Raw genomic sequence first — 15296 nt, forward strand, 5'->3', positions numbered from 1 at the left:
ATCCGGGTTCTTACGCGATCGCGTGCGGGGCCTCGTGGCCGCCGGCGCCCGGCGCGACGCGCCCGTCGCGCATGGCGATCACCGTGCTCGCGCGGGCGGTGACCGAGGCGTCGTGGGTCGAGCAGACGATGCAGGTTCCCTGGGCCGCGCGGTGGGCGAGCAGCTCCGCGACCTTGATGGCGTTGGCCTCGTCGAGGTTGGCGGTGGGCTCGTCGGCGACGATGAGGCTCGCGTCGGTGGCGAGGGCGCGGGCGAGGGCGACGCGTTGACGCTCGCCGCCGCTGAGGCCGCCGGCGGTTCGTCTGTGGAGCTCTCCGAGGCCGACGTCGGCGAGCGCGCGCTTGGCGCTCTCGCGCGCCTGCTTGGCGGTCTGGCCGCGGGCGCGGAGGCCGAGCGCCACGTTCTCGAGCGCCGAGAGGCCCGCGACGAGGGTCGAGACCTGAGGGACGATCGCGACGAGCTGGGCGCGAAGTTGCGCCAGCTCCGCGCGCGACTTGGTCGCGACGTCGTGGCCCGCGAGGAGGACCTTGCCGTGATCCGCCCGATCGAGGCCCGCGATCAGGTGCAGCAGCGTCGTCTTCCCGCAGCCGGAGGGGCCGACGAGGGCGTGGAAGGCGCCGGTCTTGAGCGCGAGCGTGACGTTGTCGACGGCGGCCACCGTCTCGGCCTCGGTGCGGAAGCGGCGGCGGACGTGCTCGAGCCGCACGAGCTCCTCGCCTTTGGCCGTCGTCCGGCGTTCCGGTTGCGCCTCGCGCAGTTTCGGGCGGACCGCGCCGCGGAGGACGACCGCGCCGGGCCCGATCGCCACCTCGGCCTGATGTTCGATGCCCGCGGAGCGCAGGTCGTCGGGGTCGAGCCGGAGCAGGCCGCCGTCGTCGACGAACACGTAGCGGCGGCCGTTCGCGCCGTGCAGCTCGCCGGTGAGGCGGCCGTCGCGGATCGTGACGACGCGCTTGGCCACGTCCGCGGCCCGCGGGTCGTGGGTGGCGAGCAGGACCGTCGCCTCCTCCCGGGCGGCCGTCTCCGCGAGCAGCTCGAGGATCGCGCGGCCGGTGGCGGCGTCGAGCTGGCCCGTGACCTCGTCGACCAGCAGGAGCTTCGGTCTGACCGCGATCGCGACGCAGAGCGCCGCGCGCTGCTGCTCGCCGCCGGAGAGCTCTTGGCGCTTGGCCTTCTCGCGCCCTTCGAGGCCGACGCGCGCGAGGAGCTCGCTCGCCCGCGCTCTCGCCTCCCTGGTCGAGGTGCCGGCGAGGCGGGCGCGCAGCGCGATCCGCGCGCCGACGCTCTGATCGTCGCCGAGCGCCCGGCGGGCGTCCTGCGCGACCGACGCGACCGTCCTCGCCCGGTGCGCGGCCAGCTGCTTCGGCTTGGCCTCGTCGAGCCGCGTCCCGTACACGAACAGCTCCCCGGCGGTGACCGCCTGCAGCCCGGCCAGGCACGCGAGCAGCGTCGACTTGCCGGACCCACTCGGCCCCATCACCGCCACCAGCTCGCCGGGCTCCGCCTGGAGCGAGGCCCCTTGGAGCGACACGACATTGCCGGTCGCGGACTCGTGGACGACGAACAGCTTCCGGGCGTCGATCGCGCTACCCACGCCGCCCGCCCACCCGCGCGACCCCGCTGCGTCCGCGCGCGCCGCCCCGCGCCGTCTCGCCGCCCCGGCGCACGCCACCCCGCGCGGCAGCTCCGCGCCTACCCACGGAGCCTCCCCACCGCGTCGCCCTTGAACGCGCGGCGCGCCAGCGCGCTCGCCACGACCAGCGTCGCCACCGTCAGGGTCGCCGCCGCGGTGACCGCCTCGGCCCACGGGAACGCCGGGACGAGGGCCGGGAGCGGGTCGCGACCGTCGGCGCCGAGGGCGAGCAGGCGCGGGAAGAGCGTCGTCAGCGCCGCGCCGCCGAGCAGCCCGGCGCTCAGCCCGACCGCCGCCGTCGCCACGGCGCCGGCGACCATCTGCGCGCGCAGGGTCTTCGGGGCGACGCCGATCGCTTCCAGCTCGGCCTGCTCGCCGCCGCGGTCGCGGGCGCTCGCCGCGACCGCCAGGGCCGTCGCCGCGAGCGCGACGAGGGCGCCGAGGCCCGCGAGGATGCGCAGCGCGAGCACGACGCCGCGGGTCACCGCGTCGGCGTGGGCCTTCGCGCGCACCTCGCTGAGCCGCAGCTCGCGCCCCTCGCGTGCCAGGTTCTCGCCGCCCACGCGCCAGCGCTCGGAGATCGACGCGAGGCCCGGGTACTGGGTGTTGAGCGCGGCGAACAGGCGGCCGACGTCGGCGACGGCGACCTGCCCGTGCGGCGCGGTCGGCATGCGGTAGATGCGGCCGACGATCCGCAACCGGATCTGCCCGCCGCCCGGAACGCGGGCGAACAGGTTCTTCGTGTTCTGCAGGCCGGGTGTGGCCAGGACCGGGACGGGCTCGCGGGCGGACGGCTGCAACGGGCGAACCGCGAGGTAGCCGGCGAGGCCCGCGATCGAGTACTCGAACACACGGCGCCCGTTCGTTCCGAGATCGAACGTGCCCTCGGTGGCGGGCATCCAGTCGTCGAACGCGGTCAGCGCCTTCGTGCTCCCGTCCTCGAGGCGCGCGGTGAGCGTCCCGGGCGCGACGCGCGCGAGGCTCGCGGTGCCACTCCCACCGCTCGACGCGGTGACCTCGAAGGCGATCGCGACGCCGCCGCGGTCGCGGGCGGGGACCTTTGCCGCGAGGACGGCTCTCCCGGGCCGCACGTCCCGCGAAGGCAGCAGGCGGCCGAACGTCCCGTCCCGGCGCTGGATCGCCAGCTGCAGGACCGCGCTCGCTCCGGACACCCGCACCGGCAGCTCGATCTGGCGGGCGTCGGGCGGGATCGTCACGCCGTGCAGGCGCATGCCCTTCGGGTCGGGGTCGAGGCGCTTGGCGAGCTTCGCGATCGGCGTGTCGCTGAAGTCGGGGCGCCAGCCGGGCAGGTGGGCGAGCAGCGGCGCGCTGACGCCGAGCAGCTGCAGCTCGAGCGGCTGCCCGAGCCCTTCGGCCTCGATGCGGACGATGGGCGAGTCGTTCGCGGCGGGTTTCGCGGACGGCGAGGGCGCGAGGCCGCGGACGTCGGCGGCGGTCCGGTACGCGGCCTGGTCGTCGACCCCCTGTTCGAGCGTCTTGGCGTGCCCGAGGGCGAACGTCCCCGCCGCTCCCGCGACGGCGACCACGGCGACCGCCGCGGCGGTGCGCCCCGGCTGGCGGGCGACCGCGACGAGCGTGAGATAGGGGCCCACCGGCAGCGGCTCCGCGGCGCGGGCGAGGGCGCGCAGCAGCGGCGGCACGACCCGGAGCGCGATCAACCCGCACGCCAGCGCCGCCGCACCGGGAGCGAGCACCAGCACGGGATCAACGGTCCGCGCGTCGGCCAACTCCTTCGCTCCCACCTGCCCGCGCGCCGCCGCCTGCCACACCAACGCCCCGAGCGCGACGAAGCACCCCGCCTCGAGCGCCACCCGCACACTCCGCGACTGCCCACCGGCGAGCACTCCGGCGACGACGAAGGTCGCCGCGAGCCACAACACAACCGCGACGAACAACGTCTCGGACGTCAGCAGCCCCGCGTCGAGGACGGCGCCGACATGCCCGCCGCCGCCCGCGGACGCGCCGGCGCCACTCGCCACGCCCCCTGCCGCGCCACCCGCCACGCCCGCTCCCGCGCCACCCGCCACGCCCGCTCCCGCGCCACCCGTGCCACTCGCGGTCCAGTCACTCGCGCCCGCCACGACCACCGTCGCCGCGACCGCGATCGCCGCGCCCGCCAGCACGCCGACCAGCGCCGGCACGGCCGCCTCGCCCAGCACGAGCGCGCCGAGGTGGCGGCGGCGCGCGGCCATCGCCTTCAGGCGGCGCAGCTCATCGGCGACGTCGTCGCGCTGCTCGGCGGCCGCGAACGCGACGAAGGCCAGCAGCACGGTCGCGGCCAGGCCGGCCGCGATCAGGGCGAACGCGGCGGCGGCGCGGCCGCGGGTCGCCTCGGCACGCAAGGGGACCGTCGGCTGGTGGACGGTCGCGTCGTCGACGATCCCCGCGAAGGCGGCCTCGGCGTCGGCGAGCCCGTTCAACGTCCGGTTCGTGTTCCACGGGTGGACGGCGCCGGGATCGAGCACGCGCGTCCACATGAACACGCGCGGGACGATGTCGAGCTCTTGGAGCGAGAGCAGCGGGTCGACGCCGTCGGTGACCAGGAAGGTCGAGTTCGCGTCGATCAGCCCGGCGGGAGGCGGGAGCGGCCCGAGCGGCAGCGCGTCGAGCCGGCCGACGCCGACCACCCGCAGCGGCACGTCGTAGAGCTCCAACCGCGCCCGGACCTTCTCGCCCGCGACGCGCAGCACCTCGCACCCCTTCTCGTCACACCCCTTCGGCAGCCGCCCGGACACGAGCTTCACGTGGCCGGCGAGCCCGTCGACGCCCGCGAGCACGAGCGGCTCCTGCGTCACCGCCCGCCCGCTCATCCGCACGGCCTTCACCGTCCCAGGCAACAACCCGGCCGACACGAGCCCGTCCCGGGCCTGCCGATCGAGATCCTGATACTGCCCCGCCCCGCCCTCATGGTCGTTCGGCCGCCGCACGGTCAACCGCAGCGCCCGCTCCGCCGGAGTCGCCTTCCTCAGCACCTCCTCGAGCGACGACTGCCGCGCCACCAACGTCAGCGGCGCCACCGCGAGCACCACCGCAGCCGCGGCCGCAACCCCCACGGCAACCGCCACCAACGACCCGGCCCGCCGCCGCGAACGAGCGAACGCCAACCCCACCAACGCCGACCAGGCCCCGAACACGAGCGGAACCCTCTCACGCCCCGCCCACCCCCACCACCACAGCCCCGCACCCGAGGGTTAGATAAACAAGCCTGGCCCGCTTTAGGTTGGCTTTAGGTACGGAAGCGCGCAAACACGCGCCCCGCCGTCGCGAACCTAAAGACGGCCTGGGGTGAGTTAACCGGGCTTAAGGAAGCGGCCAGGTGTGGACCGGCTCGTTGGAGTGCATGTGGTCGCGGTAGCGGACGGTCATCTCGCGCAGGGCGTCGGCGCGGTCGAGGTTCTCGTAGAGGCGGTGGAAGCAGGCGGCCTGCCAGGAGGCGCCGTTGACGCCGCCGACGCAGCGGCGTTCGATGATCTCGAGCAGGCGGTCGGCGTCGCCCGAGTCGACCTCCCAGCGGGACAGGCCCTCGCGGGCGAGCGGGAGCAGGCGGCGCAACACCAGTTCCGTCGCCGGCGCCTCACCCACGCCGGGCCAGTACAGCCGCGCGTCGATCCCCTGCCGCGCCCCCTCGTAGAAGTTCTCCTTCGCCGCATCGAAGGACATCGAGGACCAGACGGGGCGGTCGTCCTCGACCAGCACGCGGATCAGCCCGTAGTAGAAGGCCGCGTTGGCGAGCGTGTCGACGATCGTCGGCCCCGCCGGCAGCACGCGGTTCTCCACGCGCAGGTGCGGACGTCCCCGCGCGATGTCATAGATCGGGCGATTCCAGCGGTAGATCGTCCCGTTGTGCAGCCGCAGCTCCTGCAGCCGAGGCGCTCCGCCGCTCTCCAGCACCGCCATCGGGTCCTCGTCCTCGACCACCGGCAACAGCGCCGGGAAGTAGCGGACGTTCTCCTCGAAGAGGTCGAAGATCGACGTGATCCAGCGCTCCCCGAACCACACCCGCGGGCGCACGCCCTGGGCCTTGAGCTCCTCCGGCCGCGTGTCCGTGGTCTGCTCGAACAGCGCGATCCGCGTCTCACGCCACAGCTCGCGCCCGAAGAAGAACGGGGAGTTCGCGCCGATCGCCATCTGCACGCCCGCGATCGCCTGCGCCGCGTTCCAGTGCGCGCCGAAGTGGGCGGGATCGATGATCTGGTGCAGCTGGACGCTCGTGCACGCCGCCTCGGGCGCGATCGTGTCCGCGAACATCGCGAGCCGCTCGACCCCGTTGATGTTGATCTCGAGGTCCTCCCCGCGAGCGGCGAAGATCTGCTCGTTCAGGAGCTTGTACCGCGGGTTCGCGCTCAAGGCGGACCCGTTCAGGAGATGCTCGGTGAGCGTCGGGAGGATCCCGATGATCATCATGTGCGCGCGGGCCTTTGACGCCTGCTCCTCGGCGTGATTGAGATCCCGCCGCACGGTGTCCTCGAGCTCCGAGAAGACCTTCCCCTCCAGCTTGCGCGGCGGGATGTTGATCTCGATGTTGAACTGCGCGAGCTCGGTCTGGAAGTCGTCGTCGGCGATCAGCTCGAGCACGTGCGTGTTCGCGAGCGCCGGGTCGCCGGTCTCCTCGGTCAGGTTGAGCTCGATCTCCAACCCGATCGACCGGCGGTCAGGGTCGAACCGTGACTCGGCCAGCATGCGCTCGAAGACGTCGAGGCACAGCTTGACCTTGTCGCGGTAGCGCTGGCGGTTCTCGCGGCTGAAGGTGGTATCGGCGACTTCATCGCCCATGAGGCTCCCTTTCCCGGCGGAGCCCGAAGTGTGTCAAGAATTACGAGCGATGGATGAGCACGACCTGGCGCTCCGGCGAGCACTGTTCGAGGCCTTCGCCAACGGCACGCCGTTGCCGGAGGCCGACTACTCCTCGCTGGCGCGACAGCACATCGTCGCGCTCGACGAGGACGGCGACGTCCTGATGGCGCACCCGTTCGCCAACCACACGCAGGGCGCCCGAGTCGACGCGCGAGGCCGCACGTGGTGGGGCAACTGCGCGTGGGACGCGTTCGGGATCGTCGCCGCGCTCGATCTGGATCAAGCCACGATCACCGCCCAGGGCATCACGGTCGACACGAACACCGACGACGGCGCGGTCTTCCATGTCCTCGTCCCCGCGGCCCACTGGTGGGACGACATCGGCTTCACCTGAGCGACGATGCGGCTCCTCCGGTCCGGGAGTGAGATCACCGAAGGCGAACTGGTCGACCTGCGGACGCTCAGGCGCCTCGCCGAGCGCTGGTACGGCAACCGGCTCGACGCCGACTGGCGCCCACGCACCCGCGACGAGTCGCAGGCCATCCTCGACGAGGTCGGCCTGACCAGCCCGTTCTGGCAACTCCCCTAGTCGATGACGACACCGACGGTGACCGAGGACACCTTGCCGTTCTCGATGCGGAAGTCGGTCACGGTCTTGCCCGCGGTGAACTCGCCGGTGTGACACGAGCGCGCCGTGCCGACGCCCTCGCACTTGACGCCCTTCACCTTGGCCTTCACCTGGTTCTCGGTCGAGCCGACGCCGATCCCGCCCGTCGTGAAGTCGCCCTTGCCCGTGGTCGTGACCGCGGTGACGTGGGTCTTGCCCTGGAACGTCACGCGGATGCCGCCCGAGAAGCGGTACTCGACGTACGGCCCGAAATCGTTGCTCAGCGTGCGGATCTTGATCGGCTTGCCGAGTGCCGCCCGCACCTGCTCGCGGGTCGCTCGGAGCCGGGCGCCGGCGATCCCCGCGTCGACCTGGATGAGCGCGTGCGCCGACGGAACGAAGATCAACAACGCAGCAGTGATCCAAATCGGCGCGAGGCGTGCATAGGCGGTCATAGGCGCGAGCGTATAGGGGAAGCAAATGGCGAAGCCGGGCGATGTCATCGATGTGCCGGAACTGGGTGTGCGGGTCGTGTTCCTCGCCACCAGCGAGTCCACCGACGGGGCGTACACCGAGGTCGACGTGGTCGGCCGCGCGAAGGGCTTCATCACGGTCAGCCACGTTCACGTCGGCGTGACCGAGCACCACACCGTGCTCGAGGGCTCGATGAAGGTGAAGCTGCACGGCAAGGTCCATCACCTCAAGGCGGGCGACGAGATCACGATCCCGCCGGACACGCCGCACTTTCAGAAGCCCGGTCCCGAGCCCCGCGGCCGGATCCGCATCCGCCTCACCCCGAGCGCCCGCAGCGACGAGTTCTTCGAGCGCTTGGCCGAGCTCGACTACAACCGCTTCGGCTTCCCGAAGCCGATCAGCGCCGCGAAGTTCGTGCGCGAACTGGGCGAGGCCGGCCACGCCGCAACGCCGAGCCTGAAGACCCAGCAACGCCTGGCGAAGCTGCTCGACAGCGAATACGCATTCGTCGACGAGTGGGACGTCGACGCGCCCCAGGATGCCGTCTTCGACGCGCTCGCGGACGGCACGACCTACCCGCAGTGGTGGAAGCGCGTCTACATCAGCGCCGTCCAGGAGGGCGACTCCACCGTCCAGCACTTCAAGGGCCGCCTGCCGTATCACCTGCACACCCGCACCCGGACGATCAGCTCCGAGCGCCCGCACCGCCTGCACGGCGAGACCGAGGGCGACCTGCGCGGGACCGGCATCTGGACGCTGAGCCCGAACGCCGACGGATCCACCCACGTCCGCTTCGACTGGACGGTTCACGCCGACCGCCCGCTCCTGAAGGCGCTGACCCCCTTCCTTCGCCCCGCCCTGCGCTGGAACCACAACTGGGCGATCGCCCGTGCGATGGAGGGGCTCGAGCCCTATGTGCGAGCACATGCCACAGTTGCGGTCTGAGCTCGAAGGCGACACCCGCGACGAAGGCGCTCGAGCGGGCCAAGGTCCCGGTCAAGACGCACGCCTACGCGCACGACCCGAAGGCCGCGTCCTACGGGCTGGAGGCCGCGGAGGCGCTCGGTCTGGACCCGGCCACGGTCTTCAAGACGCTCGTCGCCGACGTCGACGGCAAGCTCACCGTCGCCATCGTCCCCGTCGAGAAGCAGCTGGACCTGAAGGCGCTGGCATCGGCGGTCGGCGCCAAGAAGGCGCAGATGGCCGACGTCAAGCAGGCGGAGCGCACGACCGGCTACGTCGCGGGTGGCATCAGCCCGCTCGGCCAGCGCAAGGCGCTCCCCACCGTCCTCGACGCCTCCGCGCTCGATCACCCCGCGATCCACGTGAGCGGAGGCCGGCGCGGGCTCGAGATCGAGCTCACGCCGGCCGACCTGCAACGGCTCACGAACGCGACGGTCGCCGCGATCGCCCGGTAAAGCCCACCTAAAGGGTCAGACCCCTTAGGTTCGCTTAAGGTTCTGTCGTCGACAGCGTCCAGGTGAGCGTCGTCGAGTAGGACCCCGTGCGCAGCGCGTCGGAGGCCCCGATGTGCTGCTTGAACGACAACGGCACCACGGCATTGGAGACCGGAGCGGACCACGTCTTCGGCGCCCAGTCGACGACCAGCGCCGACGGGAGGCTGAACGCCCCGTTTGCCAGGTGGTCAGCGCCCGACCAGGAGAGCGCCGCGTCGCCGCCGGTCGAGATCACGGTCGCCGTGGTGGACGCCGTGTAGTCGCGATCGACCCCCGGAACGAACGCACCGAACGTCGCCGCCGGACCGAGCGACAGCGAGAGCGTCGCCGGCACCGTCGCACCGACGTCACCGGAGGCGGGCACGCCGACCGAGATCGGGTCGGTGTCGATGTTCGCCCAACTCTGCCCGTGGGCGATGTACTTGGGCGCGTTGGAGAGCACGAACGGCGCGGTCGCCGCCACCGTCACCGCGATCGTGATCGGCGGGTAGGACGCGTGCGGCGCGAGCGTGTCGGTGCGCGTGCACGTGCGGGTCCGCGAGCCCGAGCACGTCCATCCAGGCCCGCTCGCCGAGACGACGTTCAGCCCGGTCGGCACCGCGTCGGAGACCGAGACCGTCGACCCGCCCACCGGGTCGGGATCGCTCGGCTGGTCGGTCAGGTTGGTCACGACGATGTTCAAGGCGCCGTTCCCGCCGCGCACGAACGTCGCCGGCGAGTGGGTGGCATCGATGCCGAGCGCGTCCGGCGCGACGAACCACTGGCCGGGCGGCGTCCCCGCCCGCTCGAGGAAGTTGTACGGCACCGGGTTCGTGGCCTGCGGGATCGGGCGATCGGACGACACATAGCGGTCCGCGACGACCTGCCCGGAGCGATCGACCTTGCCGAAGCAGTACCCCATCGCGCGCCCGCGGTCGATGATCATCGGCACGGCGTCGCTCGTCGCGAGGCCAGCCGGCGTGTCGATCGGCCCGTCGTGGATGCCGATGATCGCCCCCGGGCGGAAGCGGGAGATGATCCCGTCCGCGGTCTGCTGCGCGGTCGTGGCCGGCTCGTAGTCGTTGCCCGTCTCGATCCGCGTCAGGAAGTACGTGTAGCCCTGCGCGGCGACGACCTCCTGCGTGTGCGTGTTGGCCGACCCGAACGGCGTGCGGATGCCCTTGAACGTGAACGGCGCGCCGATGGCGTCGAACACGGACTCGTTGTGCTTGATCTCCTCGATCTTGGCCGCGTCCGAGAGCGCGTTCATGTCGGTGTGGTTGTACGTGTGCGAGAGCAGCACGTGGCCCTCGGCGACCGTGAAGCGCTCGATGTCCGGGTTGGCCTCGGCGCGCATGCCGAGGTCGAAGAAGTCGCCGTGGACCTGCTTCTCGCGGAAGTACTGCAGCGTGCGCGGGCGGTACATCGACGGGCCGTCGTCGAACGTGAACGCGACCCGGTTCTGACACGAGTCGTCGACCTGGTGATCGGCGGCCGTGCCGACGAGCGAGGAGGACGCCGCCGCGAGGATCGCGGCCCGCTCGGGCGCCGAGAGCGCGAAGTCGCCGAGCACCGCGCCGACGTGGGCGACGAACGCCTCGTGCGACGCGAACGGCTCCGCCTCCCAGATCTTGTCCAGCACGGTGCAGCCATCGGCGCGCTCGACGTTCAACACGCCCGAGTCGACCGCCGGCACCGGCGGCCCGAACTGCACGTGCTCCGACGCGCCCCACCCGTTGACACATGCGTCCGTGACGATCGGGATGACATCGGAGGCGGTCGCTCCATCGGCGTCCCCGCCGCCTGACACCGTCGGCGCGTTCGTGACCGACGCGGGCGCCGTATTGGCCGTCTTGACCGTCACCTTGATGTCCGGATACGACGCGCCCGGGGCGAGCGCGTCCGATCGCGTGCACGTCGTCGCCGCGCACATCCACCCCGCGCCGCTCGCCGCCACCGGCCCGGCGGCCGACGGCGCGTCGTTGATCAGCGCCGTCAGCCCGGCCGGCAGCGCGTCGGTCACCGTGACCGTCCCGCTCGTCGGATCACCACCCACGTTCGAGACCCGCAACGTCAGCGTCGCCGGGTTGACCGTCGTGTTGGTCCCTTCCACCTTCAGCAGCGTCCCGCGCGAGTGCGTCGCGGAGATCGACAGATCGGCAGCCGCCATCGCCGGCGACGCTGTGACCAGCAGCGTCGTCGCGACAGCGGCCGCCAGGAGGCCTGGCCGGCCGGGCATGGACTTCCCCCGATGGAGTTGTGTTTTCTAAAGCCCACCTAAGGGGTCAGACCCCTTAGGTGGGCTTTATGCTCGTCCTGCGGATTTGCGCCGCGAGCGGGTGACCGCGTCCGACGCCACGGCCGCCAGCAGCACGCCGCCGGTGACCATGAACTTCACTGCGGTGTCGAGCGCCAGCAGGTCCATCCCGTTGGAGATCGACACGATCACGAGGCTGCCGAGCAGCGCTCCCCACACCGAGCCGCGGCCGCCGAACAGGCTCACGCCCGCGACGACCGGTCCGGCGATCGACATCAACAGCACGTCGCCGCCGCCCGAGGACTGGTTGACCGCCAGCAGGCGCGACGCGGCCATGATCCCGCCCGCGGCCGCGAACAGCGACGCGAGCATGAACACCGACGTCTGGATCCACTGCACGCGGATGCCCGCGCGCCGCGCCGCCTCGGCGTTGCCGCCGATCGCGTAGATGTGGCGGCCGTAGGTCGAGCGGGTGAGGATCGTGTTCATGATCATCACCAGGCCGACCAGGATCAGCAGTGCCAGCGGCACACCCCGGTCGGCGTTCAACACGGCCACCGTGGCGATGATCGCGACCGACGGGGCGACCAGGCGCGCGACGAGCAGCCCGACGGATTCGGTCGGCAGGCCCTTCCCCGCGCGCCGCTGCCGCCGCCGCAGAGCCGCGAGCGCCAGCCACGCGATCCCCACGACCGCCAGCACCCACCCGACGACGTCGGAGAAGAACGTCGACGTCAGGCCGGTGATCGTCGGATCGGTGATGTTCAGCGTGCCGGTCGTGCCGAGCACCTTCAACTGTGCGCCCTGCCAGGTCAGCAGGCCGGCCAGCGTGACCACGAAGGTGGGGATCGAGAGCCGCGTGGCGACCGACCCCTGGAAGAACCCGATCGCCAACGCGGCGGCGAATCCGACCAGCAGCGCCGGCACCGGCGCCCACCCCGACTTGACCGACAGCGAGGCGACGATCGCCGCGCTCAACCCCGAGACCGCACCCACGGAGAGGTCGATCTCACCCAGCAGCAGCACCATCACGACCCCCACCGAGATCGTCCCGACCGCGACGCTCTGGAGCGCGAGGTTGGTCAGGTTGATCGGCGTCAGGAAGCGATCGTGCGCGATCGCGAAGATGATCCAGATGATCGCCAGCGTGATCAGCACGCGCAGCGACCCGGCCTCGCCCTCCATCAGCCGGCGCGCCACGACGCGCGGGTGGAACTGCGACTGGACGTCGGGCGCGGCGGTCCGCTCGGGCATCGTCGCGCTCACGCCGCCACCCCCGCGGCGCCGGTGATCGCACCGACCACCGCAGAGTGCTGAGAGGCATCCGCCTCGAACTCGCCCGCGTTGCGCCCGAGTCGCAGCACCACGACCCGGTCGGCGACCTGGAAGACGTCGGCGAGGTTGTGCGAGACCAGCAGCACCCCCAGCCCGCGCTCCTTCAACCGCAGCACCAGCTCGAGCACCTGCTGCGTCTGCGCGACGCCCAAAGCAGCCGTCGGCTCGTCCAAGATCACCAGCCGCGGCTCGCCCAGCAGCGCCCGCGAGATCGCCACGGATTGGCGCTGGCCGCCGCTCAAAGTGCCCACCTCGGCGCGCACGTTCGGCAACCGCACGCTCAAGGAACGAAGCAGCGTCGTCGCCTGCTCCTCCATCGCGATCTCGTCCATGAACCGCAGCCCGCCCTCGCGGGCCTCATGGCCGAGGAACAGGTTCGCGACCACATCGAGGTTGTCGCACAGCGCGAGGTCCTGGTAGACGACGGCGATCCCCAGCGCGGGCGCGTCGTGCGGGGAGCGGATGTGCACCTCGCGGCCCTCGAAGCGGAACGTGCCCTCGTCAGCGGGCTGCACGCCCGAGATGGCCTTGATCAGCGTCGACTTGCCCGCGCCGTTGTCGCCCGCGAGGGCGACGACCTCACCGTGCGAGACGGTGAGGTCGACGTCGCGCAGCGCCTCGACCGCGCCGAACCGCTTCGACGCGCCGCTGATCTCCAGCAGCGGCGTCACTGAATCCCCGCCTCCGTGCAGGCCGACGCGAACTCACCCGTGCAGATGTCCGCCGCCGAATGGAACCCGTCGGCGATGATCGTGTCCTTGACGTTCTCCTTCGTCACCGCCGTCGGATCCAACAGCACGGTCGGGATCTCGCCGGTGCCGTTGTCGACCTTGTTGTTCACGAGCGAGGCCGGCGGCTGCGTGCCCTTCACCAAGTCCACCGCGAGCTCGGCGGCCGACTCGGCCTGCTTCTTGATCGCCAGGTAGATCGTCATGTACTGCTCGCCGGTGAGGATGCGCTGGATCGCCGCGACCTCGGAGTCCTGGCCGGTGGTCGGGATCGTCTTCGGGTCCATCCCGGCCGACTTCATGGCCGCGATCGCGCCGCCGATCATGCCGTCGTTGGCGGAGTAGACGCCCGAGATCTTGTCCTTGCCGATCGCGGTGATCGCCTGCTCGGTCTCCTGCTGGGCCTTGTCCGGGCTCCAGTCGGGGGTGTCGTACTCGCGCGCGATCTTGATCCCGGACGGGTCGAGCACCTCGTGCGCGCCCTTCTTGTAGTCGCCCGACGAGGGATCGGTGGGCGAGCCGTTGAGCATCACGATCTGCTTGCCGGCGGCGTCGCCGAGCTTGTCGAGCAGCGCCTGCGCCTGCAGCTTGCCGACGCGCACGTTGTCGAAGGAGACGTAGTAGGAGATCGGCGCGCCGGAGATCAGGCGGTCATACGCGATCACCGGGATGTTGGACTGCTTGGCCCGGTTGACCGTCGCGGTCGCCGCCTTGGCGTCGACGGCGTCGAGCACCAGCACCTTCGCGCCGTTGGTGATCGCCGCCTCGGCCTGCTGCTGCTGACGCGCGGCGTCCTGGTTGGCGTTCTGGTAGATGATCTTGCAGTCCGGACAGAGCGCCTGGACCTTGGCCTCGAAGAGCGGTTTGTCCTGCTCCTCGTAGCGCGTCGTCTTGGTTTCAGGCAGCAGCAGAGCGATCGTGCCGCTCTTCTCACCTCCACCGCCCGAGCTCCCCTTCGAGCTCGAGCCGCCGCCACTGTCACCGCTGCCACCGTCGTCACCGCCGCAGGCGACCGCCCCCGCGCTCAGCGCGAGCGCGGCGACCACCGCCAGCACACTCCTGCGATTCGTCCTCATCCTCACTCCTTCCCCACCGTATGTCGATCATTGGAGGGCCTGGCGAGCAGGCTCGAAGCGAGCCCGGTCGCGGCCTCGAGCGCCTCGGGCCATCCACGCCCGGACGCGAAAGCGGACACCAGACCGGCATTGAACGCATCCCCGGCGCCGGTGGTGTCCGTCGGCTCGATCACGGGCGCCGGAGACGACAGACGCCCGCCTTGGGGCCCGAACGCCACACAGCCGTCCGCGCCGAGCTTGATCACGACCCAGCCGCCTGAGCGCCGCTGCAGGTCACGGCCGGCCTTGACCACGGAGTCCGTGCCCGCCAGCGCCCGCGCCTCCGCCTCATTGGGCAGGAAGACGTCCACCAGCGGCAGCAGCGCGTGGATCTCCTCACGGGTCGTCGGAGCGAACCCGTCCGTGTCCCAGGCCGTGTCGAAGTACGTGCGCGCGCCGAGCTCGCGCGCGGTCTGCAGCAGCCGCGCCGTCGGCTCGCCGCGCATGGCGGGGGCGCAGAAGTAGTCGCACACGAGCACGTGGTCGACGGCCAGGCTCGAGGGCGGGACGATCTCCGCGGTCGCGGTCCCCGTCACTCCCAGGTACGTGATGAACGAGCGGTCACGCCCCGGCGCCTCGACGGCGACGGTCAGCCCGGTCGCCTGCTCGGGGTCGACCACGATGTCGTCGGCGAGGCCGAACTCCCCGAGTTGCTCGAGCACCCAGCGGCCGTAGTGGTCGTCGCCGACCGCGCCCACGAGCCTCGGCGACATCCCCGCCTCGAGCAGCGCGAGCGCCGCGTTGGCGCCCGCGCCCCCGACGCGCAGGTCCATCCGCTCGACGAACGCCGCCGTCCCGGGCAGCGGGATGTCGAGCAGCGGCGCGAGCAGCAGGTCGACGTTGACGCACCCGATGACCGTGACGCTCACGTGACCGCCCCTCGGAGTGCGCGGCCG

The 15296-nt window shown here is 71.8% G+C and carries 13 protein-coding genes; 4 read left to right on the top strand and 9 right to left on the bottom strand.

Features of this window, described 5'->3' with window-relative positions:
• Window positions 1-10: 10 nt before the first annotated feature.
• The 3 genes from G569_RS0100830 to G569_RS0100840 form a co-directional block, all read right to left on the bottom strand.
• Window positions 11-1594 (bottom strand): ABC transporter ATP-binding protein, encoded by a 1584-nt coding sequence (locus G569_RS0100830; RefSeq protein ID WP_028062003.1) that lies wholly within the window; start codon window positions 1592-1594, stop codon window positions 11-13.
• Between the two features lie 98 nt (window positions 1595-1692).
• Window positions 1693-4707 carry an FtsX-like permease family protein gene (locus tag G569_RS0100835; protein ID WP_169542035.1) on the bottom strand — a complete coding sequence of 1005 codons (3015 nt, stop codon included), beginning with the start codon at window positions 4705-4707 and terminating at the stop codon, window positions 1693-1695.
• 247 nt (window positions 4708-4954) lie between these two features.
• Window positions 4955-6427, bottom strand: coding sequence for a glutamate-cysteine ligase family protein (locus G569_RS0100840; RefSeq protein ID WP_028062005.1), 1473 nt, complete (start codon window positions 6425-6427; stop codon window positions 4955-4957).
• 49 nt (window positions 6428-6476) lie between these two features.
• Between G569_RS0100840 and merB the strand changes: the two genes are divergently transcribed.
• Together merB and G569_RS0100850 are read left to right on the top strand one after the other, a co-directional pair.
• Window positions 6477-6842, top strand: coding sequence for an organomercurial lyase (gene merB, locus G569_RS0100845; protein ID WP_028062006.1), 366 nt, complete (start codon window positions 6477-6479; stop codon window positions 6840-6842).
• Window positions 6843-6848: 6 nt separating this feature from the next.
• Window positions 6849-7037 carry a hypothetical protein gene (locus G569_RS0100850; RefSeq protein ID WP_028062007.1) on the top strand — a complete coding sequence of 63 codons (189 nt, stop codon included), beginning with the start codon at window positions 6849-6851 and terminating at the stop codon, window positions 7035-7037.
• Here G569_RS0100850 and G569_RS0100855 read toward each other — a convergent pair.
• Window positions 7034-7510, bottom strand: a complete 477-nt coding sequence (locus G569_RS0100855) for a hypothetical protein (RefSeq protein ID WP_157591741.1) — start codon at window positions 7508-7510, stop codon at window positions 7034-7036. The genes G569_RS0100850 and G569_RS0100855 overlap by 4 nt on opposite strands.
• A 25-nt stretch (window positions 7511-7535) precedes the next feature.
• On the opposite strand from G569_RS0100855, the gene G569_RS56960 reads away from it, so the two are divergent.
• A complete protein-coding gene (locus G569_RS56960; protein ID WP_028062009.1) occupies window positions 7536-8474 on the top strand; it encodes an SRPBCC family protein in 939 nt (312 codons plus the stop codon).
• On the top strand, window positions 8471-8947 hold the full coding sequence (gene ybaK, locus G569_RS0100865) for a Cys-tRNA(Pro) deacylase (RefSeq protein ID WP_028062501.1): 477 nt from the start codon (window positions 8471-8473) through the stop codon (window positions 8945-8947). Before G569_RS56960 ends, ybaK begins: the two co-directional genes overlap by 4 nt.
• Before the next feature lie 34 nt (window positions 8948-8981).
• Here the strand turns inward: ybaK and G569_RS0100870 are convergent, their stop codons facing one another.
• The 5 genes from G569_RS0100870 to G569_RS63620 form a co-directional block, all read right to left on the bottom strand.
• A complete protein-coding gene (locus tag G569_RS0100870) occupies window positions 8982-11204 on the bottom strand; it encodes a polysaccharide deacetylase family protein (RefSeq protein ID WP_028062010.1) in 2223 nt (740 codons plus the stop codon).
• Between the two features lie 66 nt (window positions 11205-11270).
• Window positions 11271-12488: a sugar ABC transporter permease gene (locus G569_RS0100875; protein ID WP_028062011.1), complete on the bottom strand. Its 1218-nt coding sequence runs from the start codon at window positions 12486-12488 to the stop codon at window positions 11271-11273.
• The gene (locus G569_RS44525) at window positions 12485-13219 is read right to left on the bottom strand and encodes an ATP-binding cassette domain-containing protein (RefSeq protein WP_053225836.1); all 735 of its coding nucleotides are present in this window, start codon (window positions 13217-13219) and stop codon (window positions 12485-12487) included. The genes G569_RS0100875 and G569_RS44525 overlap by 4 nt, the downstream gene beginning before the upstream one ends.
• Window positions 13220-13224: 5 nt before the next feature.
• Complete coding sequence (locus tag G569_RS0100885) at window positions 13225-14361, bottom strand: ABC transporter substrate-binding protein (protein ID WP_028062012.1); 1137 nt, start codon at window positions 14359-14361, stop codon at window positions 13225-13227.
• 2 nt (window positions 14362-14363) lie between these two features.
• Window positions 14364-15269: a carbohydrate kinase family protein gene (locus G569_RS63620; protein WP_028062013.1), complete on the bottom strand. Its 906-nt coding sequence runs from the start codon at window positions 15267-15269 to the stop codon at window positions 14364-14366.
• Window positions 15270-15296: the final 27 nt, after the last annotated feature.

This window comes from Solirubrobacter soli DSM 22325 (assembly GCF_000423665.1).
Lineage (GTDB): Bacteria > Actinomycetota > Thermoleophilia > Solirubrobacterales > Solirubrobacteraceae > Solirubrobacter > Solirubrobacter soli.

Coding starts and splice junctions, on each gene's coding strand:
- G569_RS0100840 (WP_028062005.1), bottom strand. CDS start 6,427: ATGGGCGATGAAGTCGCCGATACCACCTTCAGCCGCGAGAACCGCCAG.
- merB (WP_028062006.1), top strand. CDS start 6,477: ATGGATGAGCACGACCTGGCGCTCCGGCGAGCACTGTTCGAGGCCTTC.
- G569_RS0100850 (WP_028062007.1), top strand. CDS start 6,849: ATGCGGCTCCTCCGGTCCGGGAGTGAGATCACCGAAGGCGAACTGGTC.
- G569_RS0100855 (WP_157591741.1), bottom strand. CDS start 7,510: ATGACCGCCTATGCACGCCTCGCGCCGATTTGGATCACTGCTGCGTTG.
- G569_RS56960 (WP_028062009.1), top strand. CDS start 7,536: ATGGCGAAGCCGGGCGATGTCATCGATGTGCCGGAACTGGGTGTGCGG.
- G569_RS0100870 (WP_028062010.1), bottom strand. CDS start 11,204: ATGCCCGGCCGGCCAGGCCTCCTGGCGGCCGCTGTCGCGACGACGCTG.
- G569_RS0100885 (WP_028062012.1), bottom strand. CDS start 14,361: ATGAGGACGAATCGCAGGAGTGTGCTGGCGGTGGTCGCCGCGCTCGCG.